Source organism: Microvirga alba (genome assembly GCF_015694465.1).
GTDB classification, from domain to species: Bacteria; Pseudomonadota; Alphaproteobacteria; order Rhizobiales; family Beijerinckiaceae; genus Microvirga; species Microvirga alba.
This window is the reverse complement of the sequence record NZ_JADQDO010000001.1, coordinates 816110-834882: the sequence shown is the minus strand read 5'-3', so window position 1 is coordinate 834882 and position 18773 is coordinate 816110. Positions and strand designations below refer to the sequence as shown.

Annotated in this window: 17 protein-coding genes; 6 read left to right on the top strand and 11 right to left on the bottom strand. The window is 61.4% G+C overall.

The features are described from left to right. Window positions 1–139: 139 nt before the first annotated feature. Window positions 140–541 carry a DUF1236 domain-containing protein gene (locus tag I2H38_RS03770; RefSeq protein WP_196270444.1) on the top strand — a complete coding sequence of 134 codons (402 nt, stop codon included), beginning with the start codon at window positions 140–142 and terminating at the stop codon, window positions 539–541. 92 nt (window positions 542–633) lie between these two features. Here the strand turns inward: I2H38_RS03770 and I2H38_RS03765 are convergent, their stop codons facing one another. Together I2H38_RS03765 and I2H38_RS03760 are read right to left on the bottom strand one after the other, a co-directional pair. Beyond that, a complete protein-coding gene (locus I2H38_RS03765; RefSeq protein WP_196270443.1) occupies window positions 634–1344 on the bottom strand; it encodes an outer membrane protein in 711 nt (236 codons plus the stop codon). Between the two features lie 291 nt (window positions 1345–1635). Beyond that, window positions 1636–2340 (bottom strand): alpha/beta fold hydrolase, encoded by a 705-nt coding sequence (locus I2H38_RS03760; RefSeq protein WP_196270442.1) that lies wholly within the window; start codon window positions 2338–2340, stop codon window positions 1636–1638. A gap of 213 nt (window positions 2341–2553) precedes the next feature. Between I2H38_RS03760 and I2H38_RS03755 the strand changes: the two genes are divergently transcribed. After that, the gene (locus I2H38_RS03755; protein ID WP_196270441.1) at window positions 2554–4023 is read left to right on the top strand and encodes a DEAD/DEAH box helicase; all 1470 of its coding nucleotides are present in this window, start codon (window positions 2554–2556) and stop codon (window positions 4021–4023) included. A 676-nt stretch (window positions 4024–4699) separates the two neighbouring features. Here the strand turns inward: I2H38_RS03755 and I2H38_RS03750 are convergent. Beyond that, entirely contained in the window at window positions 4700–5095 is a 396-nt protein-coding gene (locus tag I2H38_RS03750; RefSeq protein WP_196270440.1) for a TfoX/Sxy family protein, read from the bottom strand. A 6-nt stretch (window positions 5096–5101) separates the two neighbouring features. Beyond that, window positions 5102–5479 carry a Fe-S cluster assembly scaffold SufA gene (gene sufA, locus I2H38_RS03745; RefSeq protein ID WP_196270439.1) on the bottom strand — a complete coding sequence of 126 codons (378 nt, stop codon included), beginning with the start codon at window positions 5477–5479 and terminating at the stop codon, window positions 5102–5104. 178 nt (window positions 5480–5657) lie between these two features. Between sufA and ybaL the strand changes: the two genes are divergently transcribed. Beyond that, on the top strand, window positions 5658–7385 hold the full coding sequence (ybaL, locus tag I2H38_RS03740; protein WP_196270438.1) for a YbaL family putative K(+) efflux transporter: 1728 nt from the start codon (window positions 5658–5660) through the stop codon (window positions 7383–7385). A gap of 51 nt (window positions 7386–7436) precedes the next feature. On the opposite strand, the gene I2H38_RS03735 is transcribed toward ybaL, so the two are convergent. The 6 genes from I2H38_RS03735 to I2H38_RS03710 all read right to left on the bottom strand — a co-directional run bounded on the left by I2H38_RS03735 (window position 7437) and on the right by I2H38_RS03710 (window position 14141). Beyond that, window positions 7437–7733, bottom strand: a complete 297-nt coding sequence (locus tag I2H38_RS03735) for an SUF system Fe-S cluster assembly protein (protein ID WP_229426549.1) — start codon at window positions 7731–7733, stop codon at window positions 7437–7439. Between the two features lie 97 nt (window positions 7734–7830). Further along, on the bottom strand, window positions 7831–9066 hold the full coding sequence (locus tag I2H38_RS03730) for a cysteine desulfurase (RefSeq protein WP_196270437.1): 1236 nt from the start codon (window positions 9064–9066) through the stop codon (window positions 7831–7833). Window positions 9067–9247: 181 nt separating this feature from the next. Beyond that, window positions 9248–10561, bottom strand: coding sequence for a Fe-S cluster assembly protein SufD (gene sufD / locus I2H38_RS03725; protein WP_196270436.1), 1314 nt, complete (start codon window positions 10559–10561; stop codon window positions 9248–9250). A gap of 1 nt (window position 10562) precedes the next feature. Then, window positions 10563–11315, bottom strand: a complete 753-nt coding sequence (sufC, locus tag I2H38_RS03720; protein WP_196270435.1) for a Fe-S cluster assembly ATPase SufC — start codon at window positions 11313–11315, stop codon at window positions 10563–10565. Between the two features lie 112 nt (window positions 11316–11427). Continuing rightward, window positions 11428–12900: a Fe-S cluster assembly protein SufB gene (sufB, locus tag I2H38_RS03715; RefSeq protein WP_196270434.1), complete on the bottom strand. Its 1473-nt coding sequence runs from the start codon at window positions 12898–12900 to the stop codon at window positions 11428–11430. A 68-nt stretch (window positions 12901–12968) separates the two neighbouring features. Continuing rightward, on the bottom strand, window positions 12969–14141 hold the full coding sequence (locus I2H38_RS03710; RefSeq protein WP_196270433.1) for a cysteine desulfurase family protein: 1173 nt from the start codon (window positions 14139–14141) through the stop codon (window positions 12969–12971). A 233-nt stretch (window positions 14142–14374) separates the two neighbouring features. Between I2H38_RS03710 and I2H38_RS03705 the strand changes: the two genes are divergently transcribed. After that, window positions 14375–15031, top strand: coding sequence for an alpha/beta hydrolase (locus I2H38_RS03705; protein WP_196270432.1), 657 nt, complete (start codon window positions 14375–14377; stop codon window positions 15029–15031). Window positions 15032–15107: 76 nt separating this feature from the next. Here I2H38_RS03705 and I2H38_RS03700 read toward each other — a convergent pair whose 3' ends face one another. Continuing rightward, window positions 15108–17039, bottom strand: a complete 1932-nt coding sequence (locus tag I2H38_RS03700) for a M10 family metallopeptidase (protein WP_196270431.1) — start codon at window positions 17037–17039, stop codon at window positions 15108–15110. A gap of 198 nt (window positions 17040–17237) precedes the next feature. Here I2H38_RS03700 and tyrS point away from each other — a divergent pair, with 198 nt between their 5' ends. Both tyrS and I2H38_RS03690 read left to right on the top strand, forming a co-directional pair. Beyond that, the gene (gene tyrS / locus I2H38_RS03695) at window positions 17238–18500 is read left to right on the top strand and encodes a tyrosine--tRNA ligase (RefSeq protein ID WP_196270430.1); all 1263 of its coding nucleotides are present in this window, start codon (window positions 17238–17240) and stop codon (window positions 18498–18500) included. 10 nt (window positions 18501–18510) lie between these two features. Then, entirely contained in the window at window positions 18511–18717 is a 207-nt protein-coding gene (locus I2H38_RS03690; protein ID WP_196270429.1) for a DUF1737 domain-containing protein, read from the top strand. The last annotated feature ends 56 nt before the right edge of the window (window positions 18718–18773 follow it).

Genomic DNA, 18773 nt, shown 5'->3' with positions numbered 1-18773 from the left:
CAACAAAGCTTGTGGAAGCAAAGCTAACACCGCTTCTCGTTATTGAAAGATCAGCCCAGCTGAAACGGACCTCAAAGCTATACGTTGATTCTCTAGACGTGATTGGGTTGGCTTCGAACATACTCGGAGGAGCTTGGCGATGAGATCCACGCTACTAGCAGCAACCACCACGGTTTGTTTGCTTGCCGGTCTTGCGGCAAGCGCTCAACCTTCCACACCGATGCATCCTTCGGAGACGACGCGCCCTGCGCAACCGATGCATCCTTCTGAGACGATGCAGGTCCCGACGACGGGATCGGTCACGATTGCCCCCGAGAAGCGTACCATCATTCACGAACAGCTCAGGACGGCGAAGCCGGTGACACTGAACGAGAAGGTTGCCGTCGGCTGGACGGTGCCCCAGACCGTCGAACTTCTGCCCTTCCCCGACACCGTCGTGACCGACGTGCCGGTCGTGAAGACTTATCGGTTTTTCAGGTACGGTAACGAGATTGTCCTTGTCGATCCGGAAACCCGCAAGGTGGTGACGATCATCGAGTAGGAGCGTCATACGCTTCCTGAGAAGCGCAGACGCACAAAACAAAAAGGCCCGGGTTTCCCCGGGCCTTTTCATGTTCGCCGAAGCGGACGATCTTAGTAGCTGTTGAACTTGTAGTTCACGCCGACGCGGACGACGCCGAACTCGTTGTTCTTGTTGTTCACGGCGCCCAGGTTGTTGAGGCCGAGGATGACAGCGTTGTTGCTCTTGCGATCGAGGTTCACGTAGAGACCTTCGACCTTCGCGGTCAGGTTGTTGGTGAAGGCGTACTCGACGCCGCCGCCCAGCGTCCAACCGCCGTTCGAGGAACCACCGAAGCTGTTGCCGCCGACATCGCCGTAAGCGAAGCCGCCGGTGGCGTAAACGAGCGCGCGATCGAAGGCCACACCAGCGCGAGCGCGGACGGTGCCGAAGTAGTTGTCGCTGCTGTTTTTGCGGAAGCCGACGAGAGCCGGGTTCAGGAACAGAACGGAGTTATCACGGCCACCGAGGTCAGCATACTGCAGGTCGGTTTCGACGCCGACGACAAACATGCCCATCTGGTAGTTGTAGCCGATCTGACCGCCGCCGACGAAACCACCGCGGTTGTTGCCGCCAACGAGGCCGAGGCCATTGACGAACACCTTATCGTTGCTCGTGTTCCAGCCGTAGCCAGCGTTCGCGCCGAGGTAGAAGCCGGTCCAGGAGAAAGCCGGGACAACAGCAACAACCGGAACCGGAGCAGCGCGGCGCGACGGAAGGTCGGCAGCCATGGCGCCAGCGGTCAGGCTGAGAAGAGCAACGGAGGAAAGAAGAACTTTTTTCATAATGGATGGTCCATTCATTACGTTGGGAACGGCGAGCGTCTTAGCCTAGCCGCAACGTCAGGTCTGTCACTTTCGCGCAACAGTGAGTGGCTCAAGCACAACCATAACCATGGGAATTATGGCAGACGCACCTCTAGGGCGTCTTCTTACGTCATATCCCAAGGCGATCTTGAGAAGAAAAGTCTAGAAATACATTCAAAATCAATGCGCTATGCACCTTATTGCGCGACCTTTAACGCACTTGGCCGCCGGTAACGGATCATTGACCATCATTCGAGACAGCCCGAATCCTCATGCTTGAGGGCGCTCAAGCCACACCTGCAAGAGGTGCGTCACGCGATCAGGTTGCTCGAGATTCGAGAGGTGGCCAGCCCCGGGAATGACCGCCAGAGAGGCCCACTCGATCATGTCCGCCATCTCCCGCGCAATATCGGGCGGCGTAATGACATCGGCCTCCCCGACCAGGACAAGGGTCGGGATCTCGATGCCGGGAAGGAACGGCCTGGAATCGGGACGCCCCATGATGGCGCGCTGCTGGCGAATGTAGGCCTCAGCGCCGACGTCGCGCATCATGCCGGCAACCACGGCCTTCAAATCTTGATCCGATTGGCGGTCGGGATGAACGAGGCGCGGCCACACGGTCGGAATGATGCTGTCGAAACGCCCGGCCTCCGCGAGCGCGATCAGCCGCTCCCGGTCTTGGCGGCTCTCCGGCGTGTCCGGGCGGGCGCTCGTATCGAGCAGAGCCAGGCGCTCGACGCGCTCCGGCGCCTGGCGCATGACCTCCATCGCCACGTAACCACCCATCGAGAGGCCGGCCAACGCGAAGCGCTCGGGCGCATCCTTCAAGAGCCGGGCAGCGATCGCGGCAATCGAATCATCCCGCATATGGTCGGCGACGATGATCTTGCGGCCGCTCGACAGCACCGCGATTTGCGGTTCGTAGAGCCGAGGTGTATTGCCAAGTCCCGGGACCAAGATGAGCGTCTCAGACATTGAGCCTTTTCCTTGATGAGCCTTTTTCCTTGGCGAGGCTTTTCCTTGGCGAAGCTTTTCCTTGGATTGACAAGCTCATAGCTTGTCCTATGGTCCCGCCGCACCTTAAACTTGGGCGAACGTCTCAAGTGAAACCAGTTTTGCGCCTGTTTGTTGCCGTAGAGAGCGGCCGGCACCGAAGAGCGCGCCCAGCCCCCAACGGTCATACCATTCATGTCGTTCGCCGAACTCGGACTTAGCGATAAAGTTCAACAGGCCGTCGCCGCAGCCGGCTATACGGACCCTACGCCCATTCAGGCGCAGGCTATTCCCCATGTGCTCGCGCGCCGCGATGTCCTCGGCGTCGCGCAGACCGGCACGGGCAAGACCGCGGCCTTTACCCTCCCGATGTTGACGCTCCTTGAGAGCGGCCGGGCCCGGGCGCGCATGCCGCGCACCCTGATCCTCGAACCGACCCGCGAGCTGGCGGCGCAGGTAGAGGACAACTTCGACAAGTACGGGATCAACCACAAGCTGTCGGTTGCGTTGCTGATCGGCGGCGTGTCTTTCGGTGATCAGGACGCCAAGATCACGCGCGGCGTCGATGTTTTGATCGCCACGCCCGGGCGCCTGCTCGATCATTTCGAGCGCGGCAAATTGCTGCTGACCGGCGTCGAGTTGCTCGTGATCGACGAAGCTGACCGGATGCTCGACATGGGCTTTATCCCGGACATCGAGCGGATCGTGAAGCTGGTGCCGTTTACGCGCCAGACCCTGTTTTTCTCTGCGACCATGCCGCCGGAAATTCAACGGCTGGCCGACGCCTTCCTCCACAACCCGATCAAGATTGAGGTCTCCCGGCCCGCCTCGACCGCCGCCACGATCACCCAGCGTCTCGTCGCGACGGGACGGGAAGATTACGAGCAGCGCGAGACCTTGCGCGAGCTGATCCGCAACGCGACGGATCTGAACAACGCGATCGTCTTCTGCAATCGCAAGCGCGACGTCGCGGTTCTCCATCGCTCCTTGCAAAAGCACGGCTTCAACGTGGTGGCGCTCCATGGCGACATGGATCAGCATGCCCGCATGGCAGCGCTCGACAGCTTCCGCAGCGGCGAGACACCTCTGCTGGTGGCAAGCGACGTCGCCGCGCGCGGTCTGGATATCCCTGCCGTCAGCCACGTGTTCAACTATGACATTCCGCACCACGCGGAAGATTACGTCCATCGCATCGGCCGCACGGGCCGCGCGGGGCGGGTCGGCTATTCCTTCACGCTGATCGGGCCTGGGGACGAGAAGTCCCTCGCCGCCATCGAGAAGCTCATCGGCCAGCCGATCGAGTGGGAAGGCCCCAGCCTCGCGGAGCGGCCCGCGTCCGAATCGCGCCCGGCTCGCCGGCGCGGACGCCCGGAAGAGCGCCCGCGCGGAAGTCGTCGCAGTGTAAGTCGCCCGCACGCCGAGGAGTCCCGGGAGGAAGTGCATCACGCCCCGCGTGAGGAGCATGCGCCTCGCAAGCCCCGCGCCGAGCGTGAAAAGCCCCACGCAGAACGTGAAAGGCCCCACGCGGAGCGTGAAAAGCCGCAGGCCAGACCGCCACGGGATCGGGCGCGGCATGATCATGAACCCGATACGCCGGTCATAGGCCTAGGCGATCACGTTCCGGCCTTCCTGCTGCGGCCGGTTCCGGTGAAGAAGACCAAGTAGGAAAGCGGGACCAGCTGTCGACGCTTACAAGGTTTGGCCGATTTGCCCCATAGTGAGCGTCATTTCGGGTCGAAGACTGCCTCACCCACCCACCGCTGAACCAAAGGGCCGGAATTCCGGCCCTTTCGATTTTCCGTATGGTCGTTTTCACCCTGGCCGATGGCCACGGAGTTACGCCGCTGGATGCCACGGCGAAGGCAGACAGGATAGCGGACGGCGTTGCACGCCTGAAGCAAAGACCGGCCGCGAGTAGTGTGCCCTCAGGCAAGGCGGTGGCCCCTAACGCAGCCCTCTGATGGCGTCTCTCACGCTCGACTGGGACCGCGATTTTGCAACCCGCGCACAGGTCTCGCGAAGGGCCTGTCCTGAACCAAACATGTCCAATCAGGTTGTTATCAGTGGGCTGCCGAACGAGGAGATTCTGATGAAAACAATTGCGGGTGCAATGCTTGCTGGGTTGTTCGTGGTGGCGTTAACCGGGACAGCGTTTGCGCAAACGACTTCTGCCACAAGACCCTGTATGCGTGGCGAGCAGAGGATCGGTGGAGTGTGCAAGCCTTCGACGAGAACCTCCAACCCAAACTACCGGTATTATAGCCACCCCGGCTCTAACCGCGCGACGACTGGAAGCACACGCCGCCGCTAAGATCGCGAGTGCTACCTATCGTTTTTTACACTAGCCCGATTGCTCAGCCTTTTGGCGCGGCGAGCTTTTGCCGCGCTTTTTCGTGGCCGCCGCCTTTTTCGTGCCTGCCGCCTTGGCGCGCCAAGCTGCTTCGAGGGCGAACCTCGCCAGGACGGCGGCCTCGTCGGGATCGTCGAGCGCGGATTCGGGCATGAGCCAATAGCTCATCGTCATGGTTCGGCCGTCGCGTCCAGTATAGGCGAAGGGGCGCGATCCAAGGTGGCGGAAACGGTCCACCGTCTCGCCATCGACCTTGAGATACAATTCACCCTCCGACTCCAGCGCGAACATGACTTCGCCGTGATAGACGCCGTGGCCTCCGAACATCTTTCGGATACGGACGAGACCAACGGCACGGAAGACGTCCTGTATGGTCTCGGAATCCATTTTCGATCAGACCGATTGAAGATCGCCCGGCGTCGCAGGCGTGATCGCGACGGATTCGCCGCAGCCACAAGCCGAGGTCTGGTTCGGATTGTTGAAGACGAACTGGGACGACATCTTGGTGGTCTGAAAGTCCATCTGCGTGCCGAGCAGGAACAGCACAGCCTTGGGATCGATCAGAACCGTCACGCCCTTGTCCTCGATCACTTCATCGAGCGGCGAGATGCTTTCCGCATATTCCATCGTGTAGGACATGCCCGCGCAGCCGCCATTCTTGACGCCGACGCGCACGCCCACGATGGGGCGCTCCGCCTTTTCGATGATGTTCTTGACGCGGCTTGCTGCCGCGTCGGTCAAGGTGACGACCTTGAATCCGGGTAGAGCCATAAGTTTCCTCTCCTGACGGCCGGGTTCAAGGCCCGGGCAGAACGAGTGCGTTGTCCTCAAGATAGGATACAGGCGACCAAACGTCGAGATTTATCGGCCGATGAGTGCAACCTCGGTTGACGGGCTAGGCGGTTTTCCAATCTAAAGGAAAACGATCACCAAGCACGAAGGAGAACCGATGCCGCATTATACGCCGCTGATATCAACCATCGTTGTCGGCCTGGTTCTGGCATTCGGCCTCGGCGCCCTGGCGCACCGCCTTCGTATCTCCCCCCTTGTCGGCTATCTGATTGCCGGCGTTCTCTGCGGCCCTTTCACGCCCGGTTATGTGGGCGATCAGGGGCTCGCCAACCAGCTTGCCGAAATCGGCGTGATTCTGCTGATGTTCGGTGTCGGGCTTCACTTCTCGTTAAAGGACCTTCTCTCCGTCCGGGCCATCGCGATTCCCGGCGCGGTCGTGCAGATCGCCAGCGCCACGTTACTCGGTATGGGGCTCGCCTGGCTGATGGGATGGACCATCGGTGCGGGGGTCGTGTTCGGGCTGGCCCTCTCGGTCGCCAGTACTGTCGTGCTGCTGCGCGCGCTCCAGGAGCGCCGCCTGGTCGAGACGGAGCGTGGCCATATCGCTGTCGGGTGGCTCATCGTTGAAGATCTGGCAATGGTGCTGACGCTGGTCCTGCTCCCGGCCATCGCCAACGCCTTGACGAATGAGACCGCCGATGCCGCGTCGATCTGGACGTCCCTTGCCTTGACGCTCGGAAAAGTCGTCGCCTTCGTCGTGATCATGCTCATGGTGGGCCGGCGCGTGATCCCTTGGGTGCTCCATTTCGTCGCCCACACGGGTTCGCGTGAGTTGTTCCGCCTCGCGGTTCTCGCGATCGCCCTCGGTGTCGCGTACGGGGCTGCGGTGCTGTTCGGTGTTTCGTTCGCGCTGGGGGCGTTTTTCGCCGGCATGGTGCTGAGCGAGTCGGAGCTGAGCCACCGCGCCGCGTCGGAAACCCTGCCGCTTCGCGATGCGTTCGCGGTTCTCTTCTTCATCTCGGTCGGCATGCTGTTCGACCCGACGATCCTCATTCGGGATTTCGGGCCGGTCCTGGCGACTTTCCTCATCATCGTCGTCGGCAAATCGTTGGCGGCCTTGGCCATTGTTCGTTTCTTCGGGCACCCGAAATCGACCGCGCTGACCATTGCGGCGAGCTTGGCGCAGATCGGCGAATTTTCCTTCATCCTCGCGGGGCTCGGCGTCGAGCTTCACATCCTGCCGGAGCGGGGGCGCGATCTCATTCTCGCGGGTGCTATTCTCTCGATCTTGGTCAATCCATTCCTGTTCACGCTATTGGACAGGTGGTTCGCCAAGAAGGAAATCGGAAAGGCCGAGCCTGCGGCCGTCGAGGCCGAGCCCGTTGCACCCACGAGAGAACCACTGCCGTCGACATCGTTGACCGACCACATCGTGCTGGTGGGTCATGGCCGGGTCGGCAAGTTCATCAGCGCAAAGCTGTTGGCCTCGAAAACGCCCTTCCTCGTTATCGACAGCAACAAGGATAAGGTCGCGGAACTTCAGAAACTGGGCGTGGAGGTCATTATCGACAATGCCGCCAGCCCCGAGGTCGCCGCGGCGGCCAATATCGGGCTCGCCCGCTGTCTGCTGGTCGCCATTCCGGAAGCTTTCGAGAGCGGACAGGTTGTCGAGCAGGCCCGCACCATCAACCCGACGCTGCTCATCATCGGGCGGGCTCACTCCAATGCTGAGCGGGAGCATCTCAGCAAATACGGCGCATCGACCGTCATCATGGGGGAGCAGGAAATCGCGCGCGGCATGGTCGCCGGCATTCCGGAAGCGCCCCAGAAGCCCGTGGTCAATCCCGATCTTGAGGATCCGGACGCGAGCGTGGCTGCGTCGTAAGAGCGATCGCGTGAAATCAAAGGGCCGCGCCGGAAGCGCGGCTCTTTTCGCTTACCACATATCCAGCGCGACTCTGGCCTCGTCGGACATCCGGCTTTGATCCCACGGCGGGTCGAAGACCATGCTGACCTTGACGCTCTGGACCCCCTGCACCGCCGCGACAGCGTTCTCGACCCAGCCCGGCATTTCACCGGCCACCGGGCAGCCGGGAGCCGTCAGGGTCATGTCGATAGCGACATTGCGGTCGTCGTCGATATCGACGCGATAGATCAGGCCGAGCTCGTAGATGTCGGACGGAATTTCCGGATCATAAACGGTCTTGAGGGCCGCAATGATGTCATCCGTCATCCGGTCGAGCTCATCCGGCGGGATCGCGGAGCTGGGCGAAACCTGCGGCGCGTTGGGCGCTTCATTGATAGGATTGGCGGCGTTCACAGGTTCATCCTCAAGCAAACAGGGCCTCGGCCTTCTGCAAGGCGTCAACCAGTTTATCTACTTCTTCCATGGTGTTGTAGAGCCCGAATGACGCGCGGCAGGTCGAGGTCACGCCGAAGCGTGTCAGGAGCGGCATGGCGCAATGGGTCCCGGCCCGCACGGCGACGCCCTGCCTGTCGATGATGGTCGCGACGTCGTGGGCGTGCGCGTTCTTCATCTCGAATGCGATGATGGCGCCCTTGCCCTTGGCGCGGCCGAAAATGCGAAGGGAGTTCATGGCACCGAGCCGCTGATGGGCGTAGTCCGACAGCGCCGCCTCATGGGCCCGGATATTCTCGCGACCCAGCTCCATCATGAAGCGCAGAGCCGCGCCGAGACCAACCGCCTCGATGATGGCGGGGGTGCCGGCCTCGAAGCGATGCGGAGGGTCGTTATAGGTCACCGTGTCGACGGTCACCTCGCGGATCATCTCGCCGCCACCCTGATAGGGCGGCATTTTCTGAAGCCATTCGCGCTTGCCGTAAAGCACTCCGATCCCGGTCGGGCCGTAAACCTTGTGGCCGGTGAGCACATAGAAATCGGCATCGAGATCGCGCACGTCGATGTCCAGATGGACCGCGCCCTGCGCCCCGTCCACCAGAACGGGAACCCCGTGAGCGTGAGCGATGCGGATGATGTCCTTCATCGGCGTCACCGTGCCGAGCACGTTGGACATGTGCGTCATGGCGACGATCTTGGTGCGCGGTGTGAAGAGCTTTTCGAACTCCTCGATCAGGAAATTGCCCTCATCGTCCACCGGTGCCCACTTGATCACCGCCCCTTTGCGCTCGCGCAGGAAATGCCAGGGCACGATGTTGGAGTGGTGCTCCATGATCGAGAGGATGATCTCGTCCCCCTCCCCGATCGCCATACGCCCGAACGAATCCGCGACGAGGTTGTAGGCCTCGGTAGCGGATTTCGTGAAGATGATCTCGTCCACCGACTCGGCATTCAAGAAAGCACGCGTGGTCTCGCGCGCCTGTTCGAATGACTCGGTCGCCGCGTTCGCCATGAAGTGCAGGCCGCGATGAACATTCGCGTAGCCCGTCTCCATGGTGTTCACCATGGCGTCGATCACCGCGCGGGGTTTCTGCGCCGAAGCGGCGTTGTCGAGATAGACGAGCGGCTTGCCGTAGACCTGTTGCGCCAGGAGCGGAAACTCCTTGCGGACGGCTTCGACGTCGTAGGGCTTTACTTGCATGTTCATCGCCTGACCTTCGCTCCCCACCGCCCTCATCCTGAGGAGCAGACAAAGTCTGCGTCTCGAAGGAGGTTCCAGAGAGCACTGGAGCCTCCTTCGAGACGGGCCTGCGGCCCTCCTCAGGATGAGGACAGTGCTTTTTTCAAACGTGGATGGCCGGGACAAGCCCGGCCATGACGTATGAGTGTTATCCTCGCGCCTTCAGCCATCCCTCGACGATCTCGACGAGCGCCTCGCGCACCTCTTCATTGTCGACGAACTCTATCGCCTCGCCCAGGAACGCCTGAATCAGAAGGCTTTCGGCCTCCTTCTTCGGAAGTCCGCGAGCCATGAGATAGAACAAGAGGTCCTCATCGAGCTGGCCGCAGGTCGCGCCGTGGCCGCACTGCACGTCGTCGGCGAAGATCTCGAGCTCGGGCTTGTTGTTCATCGCCGCGCCCTCCGAGAGGAGAAGCGCCGCCGACATCATGCGGCCGTCGGTCTTCTGCGCATGGTGCGGAACGATGATCTTGCCCTGGAACACGCCCGTCGCTTCACCGTCGACCACGGTCTTGAACAGCTCACGGCTCTCGCAATTTGGCGCCGCGTGCTCGACGACGAGGGTCGAATCCCCGTGCTGACGGCCTTTGAGCATCGTCGCGCCGTTGATCTGCGCCTTCGTGTTCTCACCGTTGAGAACCGCGAAGACCTGATGGCGCGACGTCGCGGAACCCGCCACGACGTTGATGCTGTTGAAGGAAGCCTCGGCCCCGAGCTTCATCGCGAGCGTCGAGAGAGCAAGAGACTGATTGCCTTCGGCATTCAGACGAACGTGATGGACAGTCGTACGGTCGCCCGCGATCAGCTCGACAACATCGTTCGGCTGATGGTTTGCGCCGTCCGTGCTCTCATGGGTCTCGATCAGCTTGACCGAGGCCCCGTCCTCCACAAGCACGAGCACGCGGGTCGCCGTGGCGACCGCGGACTTGCTCGCGGTGACGAAGCGCAGATGAATTGGCGTCGTCACCTGGCCGACGATCCGAAGCATCACCCCATCCGCCATGAAGGACGAGTTGAGCTGATAGACCGGGTTCTGACGCGCCCAGGCCACCGGGCTCAGGCGGGCGAGCCAGTCGTGACCGTTAGCCAAGGCTTCCGCCAGCGGTACGATCTCCACGCCTTCCGGCAAAGCTTTGGAATCAACCGAGTCGCGGACGAAATGACCGTTCACGAAAGGCACCTGAAGCGCCTTGATATCTGCCAGAGCCTTCGCGCTCCCCAAAGCCGCCTTCGCCTCATCGCCGGAGGGCGTGGCCGCGAAGGGTGCCGCCTCGCGCATAAGAGCACGCAAGTCAGTGTATTTGAACTCCTCGACGCGGCGATGCGGCAGGCCGTTGCGCGCGAACAGCTCGAAAGCTTGCGCGCGCGATTCAACGTCGCCCGGAAGCGTGGTCTTCACCGTCTCGAACGCTTGCGCCAGCCCGGTTTCGGCCGGCGTCTTCATGAGTGTGACCCCGGCCATGTCAGGCCGCCTCGGTTTCGCGATAGTCGGCGTAGCCGTTGGCCTCGAGTTCGAGCGCCAACTCCTTGCCGCCCGTCTTCACGATGCGGCCCGCCGACATGACGTGCACTGTATCGGGCACGATGTGGTTCAAAAGGCGCTGATAGTGCGTGATGACGAGGAAGGCGCGGTCGGGAGAGCGAAGCGCGTTCACACCCTCCGACACGATGCGCAGCGCGTCGATGTCGAGGCCGGAATCCGTCTCGTCGAGAATGCAGAAGGTCGGCTCAAGCAGCGCCATCTGCAGGATCTCCATGCGCTTCTTCTCACCACCCGAGAAACCGACATTGAGAGCACGCTTCAGCATGTCCTTAGGAATTTCGAGCTTGGCGGCCGCGGCGTTCACGCGCTTGATGAAATCGGGCGTGGTCAGCTCGTCCTGCCCGCGCGCCTTGCGCTGGGCGTTCATGGCCGCCTTCAGGAAGGTCATCGAGGCAACGCCGGGGATCTCCAGCGGATACTGGAAAGCGAGGAACACGCCCGCCGCCGCGCGCTGATCCGGCTCCATCTCGAGCAGGTTCTGTCCGTCGAGGATGATCTCGCCATCGAGGACTTCATAGTCCTCCTTGCCGGCGATCACGTAGGAGAGCGTCGACTTGCCCGAGCCGTTCGGGCCCATGATGGCAGCAATCTCACCCTTGTTCACGGTGAGGTTGAGCCCGTTGAGAATGCGCTTGTCCTCGATCTGGACCACGAGGTTCTTGATTTCGAGCATGATGAACTTCCATTCACGTCATCCCGGACGGCTTCAGCCGATCCGGGATCGTTATTCGAGTTGAACTGGTTTTTGCGTTCCCGGCCCGCGCTTCGCTTGGCCGGGACAACGCTTAGCCGACGCTGCCTTCGAGCGAGATCGAGATGAGCTTCTGCGCCTCGACCGCGAATTCCATGGGCAATTGCTGCAGCACATCCTTCACGAAGCCGTTGACGATGAGGGCCGTCGCCTCTTCCTCGGACAAGCCCCGCTGCTGGCAATAGAACATCTGATCTTCGGAGATCTTGGATGTCGTCGCCTCGTGTTCGAACACGGCGGAAGCGTTCTTCGACTCGATGTAGGGCACGGTATGCGCGCCGCACTGGTTGCCGATGAGGAGCGAGTCGCAGTTCGTGAAGTTGCGCGCGCCGGTCGCCTTGCGGTGCGCCGAGACGAGACCGCGATAGGTGTTCTCGGACTTGCCCGCCGCGATGCCCTTCGAAATGATCCGGCTGGTGGTGTTTTTGCCCAGGTGGATCATCTTGGTGCCGGAATCGACCTGCTGCATGCCGTTGGACACCGCGATCGAGTAGAACTCGCCGCGCGAATTGTCGCCACGCAGGATGCAGGACGGGTACTTCCAGGTGATCGCCGAACCGGTCTCGACCTGGGTCCAGGTGATGACCGAATTCTTGCCCCGGCAATCGCCGCGCTTGGTCACGAAGTTGTAGATACCGCCCCGGCCCTCGGCATCGCCGGGATACCAGTTCTGGACGGTGGAATACTTGATCTCGGCGTCGTCGAGGGCGATCAGCTCGACCACGGCCGCGTGGAGCTGGTTCTCGTCGCGCTTGGGGGCTGTGCAGCCCTCCAGATACGAGACGTAGGAGCCCTTGTCCGCGATAATGAGGGTGCGTTCGAACTGGCCCGTGTTCTTCTCGTTGATGCGGAAGTAGGTCGACAGCTCCATCGGGCAGCGCACGCCGGGCGGGATGTAGACGAACGAGCCGTCGGTGAAGACCGCCGTGTTCAGGGTCGCGAAGAAGTTGTCCGTGACCGGCACAACCGAGCCGAGATACTGGCGCACGAGATCCGGATATTCGCGGATCGCCTCGGAAATCGGCATGAAGATCACGCCTGCCTTCGCCAGCTCTTCCTTGAAGGTGGTGGCAACCGATACGCTATCGAACACCGCATCCACGGCGACCCGACGCGACGGTTCGACGCCGGCCAAAATCTCCTGCTCGCGCAAGGGGATGCCGAGTTTCTCGTAGGTCTTGAGAATCTCAGGGTCGACCTCGTCGAGGGATTTCGGCGCCGGGTTGTTCTTCGGCGCGGCGTAGTAATAAATGTCGTTGTAATCGATCTTGTCGTACGACACGCGCGCCCAGTTCGGCTCCGTCATGGTGAGCCAGCGCTTATAGGCGTCGAGCCGCCAGGCGAGCATCCACTCGGGCTCGCCCTTCTTGGCCGAAATAAAGCGGATCACGTCCTCGGAGAGACCCTTGGGGGCCTTCTCCATTTCGACTTCGGTTTCGAAGCCGTACTTATATTGATCGACGTCGATCGACCGGACTTGGTCGATCGTCTCCTGCACTGCAGGCATCTGTCTCTCCCACCGCTCACGGCTTCAAGGGCCGCGGGTTGATGACATGGAACTTAAAACGTGGCCGTTTAAGCCGCGCTCGCCTTCCGCTTATATAGGGTAGCGACCACCTTTTCGCACGCTTCCGCAAAGCGGACCACGTCCTCTTTGGTGGTCGTCCACCCCAAACTCACACGCAATACGCCCTCGCCAAGAGCAGGCTCGACACCCATGGCATCGAGCACATGCGACCGCTTGACCTTGCCCGACGAGCAAGCCGAGCCGGAAGAAAGGGCAATCCCCTCCAGATCGAAGGCGATCAGCGCCGTTTCAGCCTTGAGGCCGGGTATGGCAAAGGCGAAGGTATTAGGCAACCGTTCCGCGCCGGCCGCGATCACAATCGCATCGGACGCGATCCGCCGCACTTGAGCCTCGGCCTCGTCCCGCAGCGCCCCGAGGCGGAGCGCTTCTTCCGCCAAAGTCGCTTGGGCGATTTCGGCCGCAGCCCCAAATCCGGCAATGGCCGCCACGTTCTCCGTGCCAGCCCGATGCCCCTTCTCCTGCCCGCCGCCCCGGATCAGCCGTTCGGCGATCTCGAATTGGTCGGACGCCAGGACAACCGCGCCTACGCCTTTCGGCCCGCCGAGCTTGTGCCCCGAGAGGGTCAGCACATCGACGCCGAGCGCGGTAATGTCGAGCGGGACCTTCCCCGCGGCCTGAACCGCGTCCGTATGGATCAACCCGCCATGGGCGTGAACGAGGCTGGCCGCCTCGGCGACAGGGTGCAGGACACCCGTCTCGTTATTGGCAAGCTGCACGGACACCAGAACCCGCTCGTTACCCGCGCGCTCGAGACGGGCTTTCAGCCACACCAGATCGAGGATCCCGCTCGCATCGACCGGGATCGTCTCCGCCGCCTCGACCGCGAAGCGGTGACCATTGAGTCCGCAAGGATGCTCGGTCGCGCCAATCAGGAGCTTTACCGCGCCGGGCTGCCCGAGGCGTCGGAACGACGGACTCAAGACCATATTGCTGGCCTCGGTGCCGCCGCTCGTGAAAATCACATTCTTGGTCTTCGCGCCGACAAGCCGCGCCACCTTTTCCCGGGCGGCCTCGATTTCGGCCCTTGCCGCACGCCCTTCGGCGTGGACGGACGAAGCGTTGCCGGGAAGCTGGAGCACGCGCGCCATGACATGCGCAACCTCGGGCCGCAAGGGCGAAGTCGCGTTGTGGTCGAGATATGTCCGCTGGCCTGTCGCCATCACTTCCGCTGAAGCCTCACGAAATCCTTGCAATTGCCCCGGGTTGCCGTGTTAAAGCACATCAACCACATCATATCAGTGCGCGACCGAACGGCCGATGCCGGCCTGGCGCGCCTGAGAGAAAGCAACTTTAGAATAATTCTAAAGACTTTTTAAAGAAATCTGAGGCCGAAAGTCAAGGCCGTTTGGATTTCCCTCTCTTCAGAAGAGAGGTCGAAAAGAGGTTCGCATTCATGCCTGAGGTCGTCTTCACGGGTCCCGCCGGTCGCATTGAGGGGCGCTATCAGCCCGCCAAGCAAAAGGGAGCCCCCATCGCCATCATCCTGCATCCGCACCCCCAGTTCGGCGGCACGATGAACAACCAGATTGTCTATAACCTTTACTATGACTTCGTGAACCGTGGCTTTTCGGTTCTGCGCTTCAACTTCCGCGGCGTCGGCCGCAGCCAGGGCGCGTTCGACCATGGTCAGGGTGAGTTGTCGGATGCGGCCGCGGCCCTGGATTGGGCTCAGGCCGTGAATCCCGATGCCCGCGCCTGCTGGATTGCCGGCGTGTCCTTCGGCGCCTGGATCGGCATGCAGCTTCTCATGCGCCGTCCGGAGGTCGAGGGCTTCATCTCGATCGCCGCCATGGCCAACCGCTACGACTTCTCGTTCCTGGCCCCCTGCCCTTCCTCCGGCCTGTTCGTGCACGGCTCCGAAGACCGGGTTGCCCCGGTGAAGGACGTGGTCAGCGTCATCGAGAAGGTGAAGACCCAGAAGGGCGTGAAGCTCGAACACGCCGTGGTCGAGGGTGCGAACCACTTCTTCGACGGCAAGGTCGATGAGCTGATGCTGGCCGTTGACGAATACCTGGACAAGCGCCTGGGCGAGACCGAAGAGGCGGCCTGATCGATCACGTCCAGAACCGCAGAATAAAAAAAGGCAGGTCTCAGACCTGCCTTTTTCGTTTGCGCGCCTGGATATTCTAGATGAAGGCGAAGTCGTCCGCGACAAGCGAGCTGAGCTTCGTGTTGTTCAAAATCAGGCTGAAATCGTATTTCGCAATCACGACGTCCGTGCCCGTTTGATAGGCCACAGCTCGAACAGCGGCGTAGTTCGCAAAATCGCTGGAATGGAGCTTGATCTGATCGACGATACCTGGGCCGGCGACGAAATCGCTGATGTAGCAGTATGCCACCTTAGGCATGATGAGGAAGGTGTCATTGCCTGCCCCGCCGGTCAGACGGGTGCCATAACCATCGCCCACCAACGTGTCGTTGCCATCGTCGCCAGACACATAGTCGGTTCCGGTCCCGCCATAAAGGTAGTCGTTCCCGGCGCCACCATAGATCGTGTCGTTTCCGGCCTCGCCGAACAGATAGTCGTTACCCGTATAGCCCAGGATGTGGTCGTTCCCCGAACCGCCGTAGACGATATCGTTGTCCTCGCCTGCGTCCAAGGTGTCATTGCCGTCACCGCCATAGAGCGTGTCGTTGCCGAAACGCCCATAGATGCGGTCGTTGCCGGCGCCGCCGTCCATGAGGTCGTTGCCATAGACGTAGTAGTTCGTGGCCCAGGGGCTGGCATCATCCAATACGTCATCCCCAGCGCCGCCGTAGAGCGTATCGTTGCCGTCCAACCCGTAGAGAGAATCATTGCCGGCATTGCCGGTCAACATGTTGTTGCCCTGGTTGCCGCGCATGTGATCCGCGCCCGACCCGCCGATCGCGTTCTCGATCAGCGAGCGGTTGTCGCCGTGGTAGAGAAGGGAATTGTAGACGTTGCCGCCAGCGTAGTCCGTGCTGCCATAAGTCTTCTGGGCCAATTGCGGCCGCGAAAACATGGAAAACCCGCCTGGGGCGAGATCGATGGCGGTGTAACTCGTGTAGCTTGAGAAATCGTAGGTATCGATGCCGCCGCCGTCCCAGGTGGTCAGGAAGATCGTGTTGGTACCGGGAGCGCCCTGGCCTACGCCGTTAACGAACGTCTCACCGGTCGTCGGATTCCACTTATAGACCGTGTTGCCGCTGTTGGTGCTGAAATCCGCGCCGTACATCTCCTGCAAAGCAGCGATGTCGTACATCATGTAGGTCTGCGGCTCGTTGGAATAATCGTTGTAGGTCATGACCGTATATTCGACCGAGTCATGTCCTGCACTGATGGCCGGAAGCTTGCCTGCCGCCTCGAAGGAGTGCTTCAGCCCGAGCGCGTGACCCAACTCGTGCAGAAGCACATAGTACGGGTGGGAGCCGACAGCCGTCGCCGAACTGCCGTACTGCAACCAGACGTCGCCGCCATAGGCGGGAATGCTCGGATAGTAGCCATGACTTGCATTGATGATGCCGCTCTGGGTGAAGCCGGCGACCTGCATGTTGGCGCCGTTGCGCCCCGCGTAGTCGAGCGACAGATTGGTCAGGCTCTCGACCGAATTCAGCCCCATCCTCGGGCCGCCAGAATAAGGGCTGTAGCCCTCGAGCGCGTGGCGAACCGCCTGCTCTGCCTCGAAGGAGAGCGATTTGAAGCCATCCGCACTCGGGTTGATCAATTGATAGTCGGAACGGGAATCCGGCAGACTGTAGGTGACTGTCCCGCCGCTCCATTGCGAGCCGGAGAACAGTGCCAAGGTATCCCTGTCGATATTGGTAGGCATGTATATCTTGGTGCCGTCCGGAGCGGGATAGAAACCTGTAGAAAACACCCATGCCGGTATGGACGAAATGCTGAGGCCAGCAGAGCCCCGCGCCATGCTCGTCGCCCAGATCTCGGAATCGCCGGCCGAAAAGCCCTTATCGTTCCAGCCCTCCCGGCGGTCAGGTTCCTGCGGGATCCAGTCACTGCTGAGCGGCCGTTGCGACAGACTGTGGTCGAAGCTTGCCCAGGAGCTACCTTGGCCGTTCGCGTGACAGGCGTAGCACATCGATTCTACTCCGGAAGTATTGAAATACCGTTACATCATCCACCGATAGCGCCGCTTGTCAATATTTTCCAGCGCAGCAGAAACGTTCGGGAAACAACCTTAGTGCCCCCGAAGCCGTAATCCGCAGGGTGAAATCCCCCGGCGAAGCTGCTACACGCCTTTTTTGAACAGAAACTCATCCAACCGACGAGAAACGCGATGAACGCGCCACGTTCCGAATTCCTGAAGGTGCTCACCGAGCGGGGCTTCATTCACCAGACGTCCGACTTTGACGGCATCGATACGGCTGCTCTCGAAGGGCGGCTGACGACCTATGTGGGCTATGATTGCACCGGCCCTTCGCTGCATGTGGGCCATCTGCTTTCGATCATGATGCTGCATTGGCTGCAGAAGACCGGCGCGGGCAAGCCGATCGCGCTCATGGGCGGCGGCACCACCCGGGTCGGCGACCCGTCGGGCAAGGACGAGAGCCGCAAGCTTTTAACCGTCGAGCAGATCGAAGCGAACAAGACCAGCATCAAGGGCGTCTTCTCTCAATTCATCACCTTCGGCGACGGCAAGATCGACGCTGAGATGGTCGACAATGCGGAGTGGCTGACGACCCTCAACTACATCGAGTTCCTGCGCGATGTCGGGCGGCATTTCTCGGTCAACCGCATGCTCTCCTTCGACAGCGTCAAGCTGCGCCTGGAGCGCGAGCACGAGCTGTCGTTCCTGGAATTCAACTACATGATCCTCCAGGCCTACGACTTCGTGGAGCTTCACAAGCGTTACGGCTGCGTCCTGCAGATGGGCGGCTCGGACCAGTGGGGCAACATCGTTAACGGCATTGATCTCGGTCGTCGCTTGGGCACGGCGCAGCTTTACGCCGTCACCTGCCCCCTTCTGACGACCGCCTCCGGCGCCAAGATGGGCAAGACCGCCTCCGGCGCGGTCTGGCTTAACGCCGACATGCTGAGCCCCTACGATTACTGGCAGTTCTGGCGCAACACCGAGGATGCGGATGTCGCCCGCTTCCTGAAGCTGTTCACCGTGCTCCCGATGGACGAAGTTGCCAAGCTCGAGGCCCTTCAGGGAGCAGACATCAACGAAGCGAAGAAGGTCCTGGCAACCGAAGCGACCGCCCTGGTCCACGGACGCGAGGCGGCTGAGCTTGCGGCCGAGACGGCGCGCAAGACCTTCGAGCAAGGTGCTTTGGCGGAGAGCCTGCCGACGGTTGAAATCACCTCCGAACTGCTCGAGGCCGGGCTCGGCGTGTTGACCGCCTTCGGCCCCGAATATGCCAAGCTCGTGCCCTCGACGAGCGAAGCGCGGCGTCAGGTCAAGAGCGGTGGCCTCAAGGTCAACGACCAGACCGTGACCGACGATCGCGGCGTGCTGAAGCCGGTGGATCTCACGCCCGAAGGCGTGATCAAGCTGTCCTTCGGCAAGAAGCGGCACGTTCTTCTGCGCGCGGTATAGAGCAATTGGAATGAGGCTCTACCGCTACCTCACCGGCCCGGATGACGCGAGCTTCTGCCATCGCGTCACTGCTGCGCTGAACGCCGGCTGGGAGCTCCATGGGGGACCGACCCTGACTTATGACGCCGAAACCAAGCGAGTCATTTGTGGTCAGGCCATCGTGAAAGAAGTCGAGGGCGTCGATTACACGCCGGACCTGGATCTTTCGAAGCAATAAGCTCGGCACAAGAGCTCGCCGGTGCCTATCAATTGCACCGGCGACGGTTTCTAGAG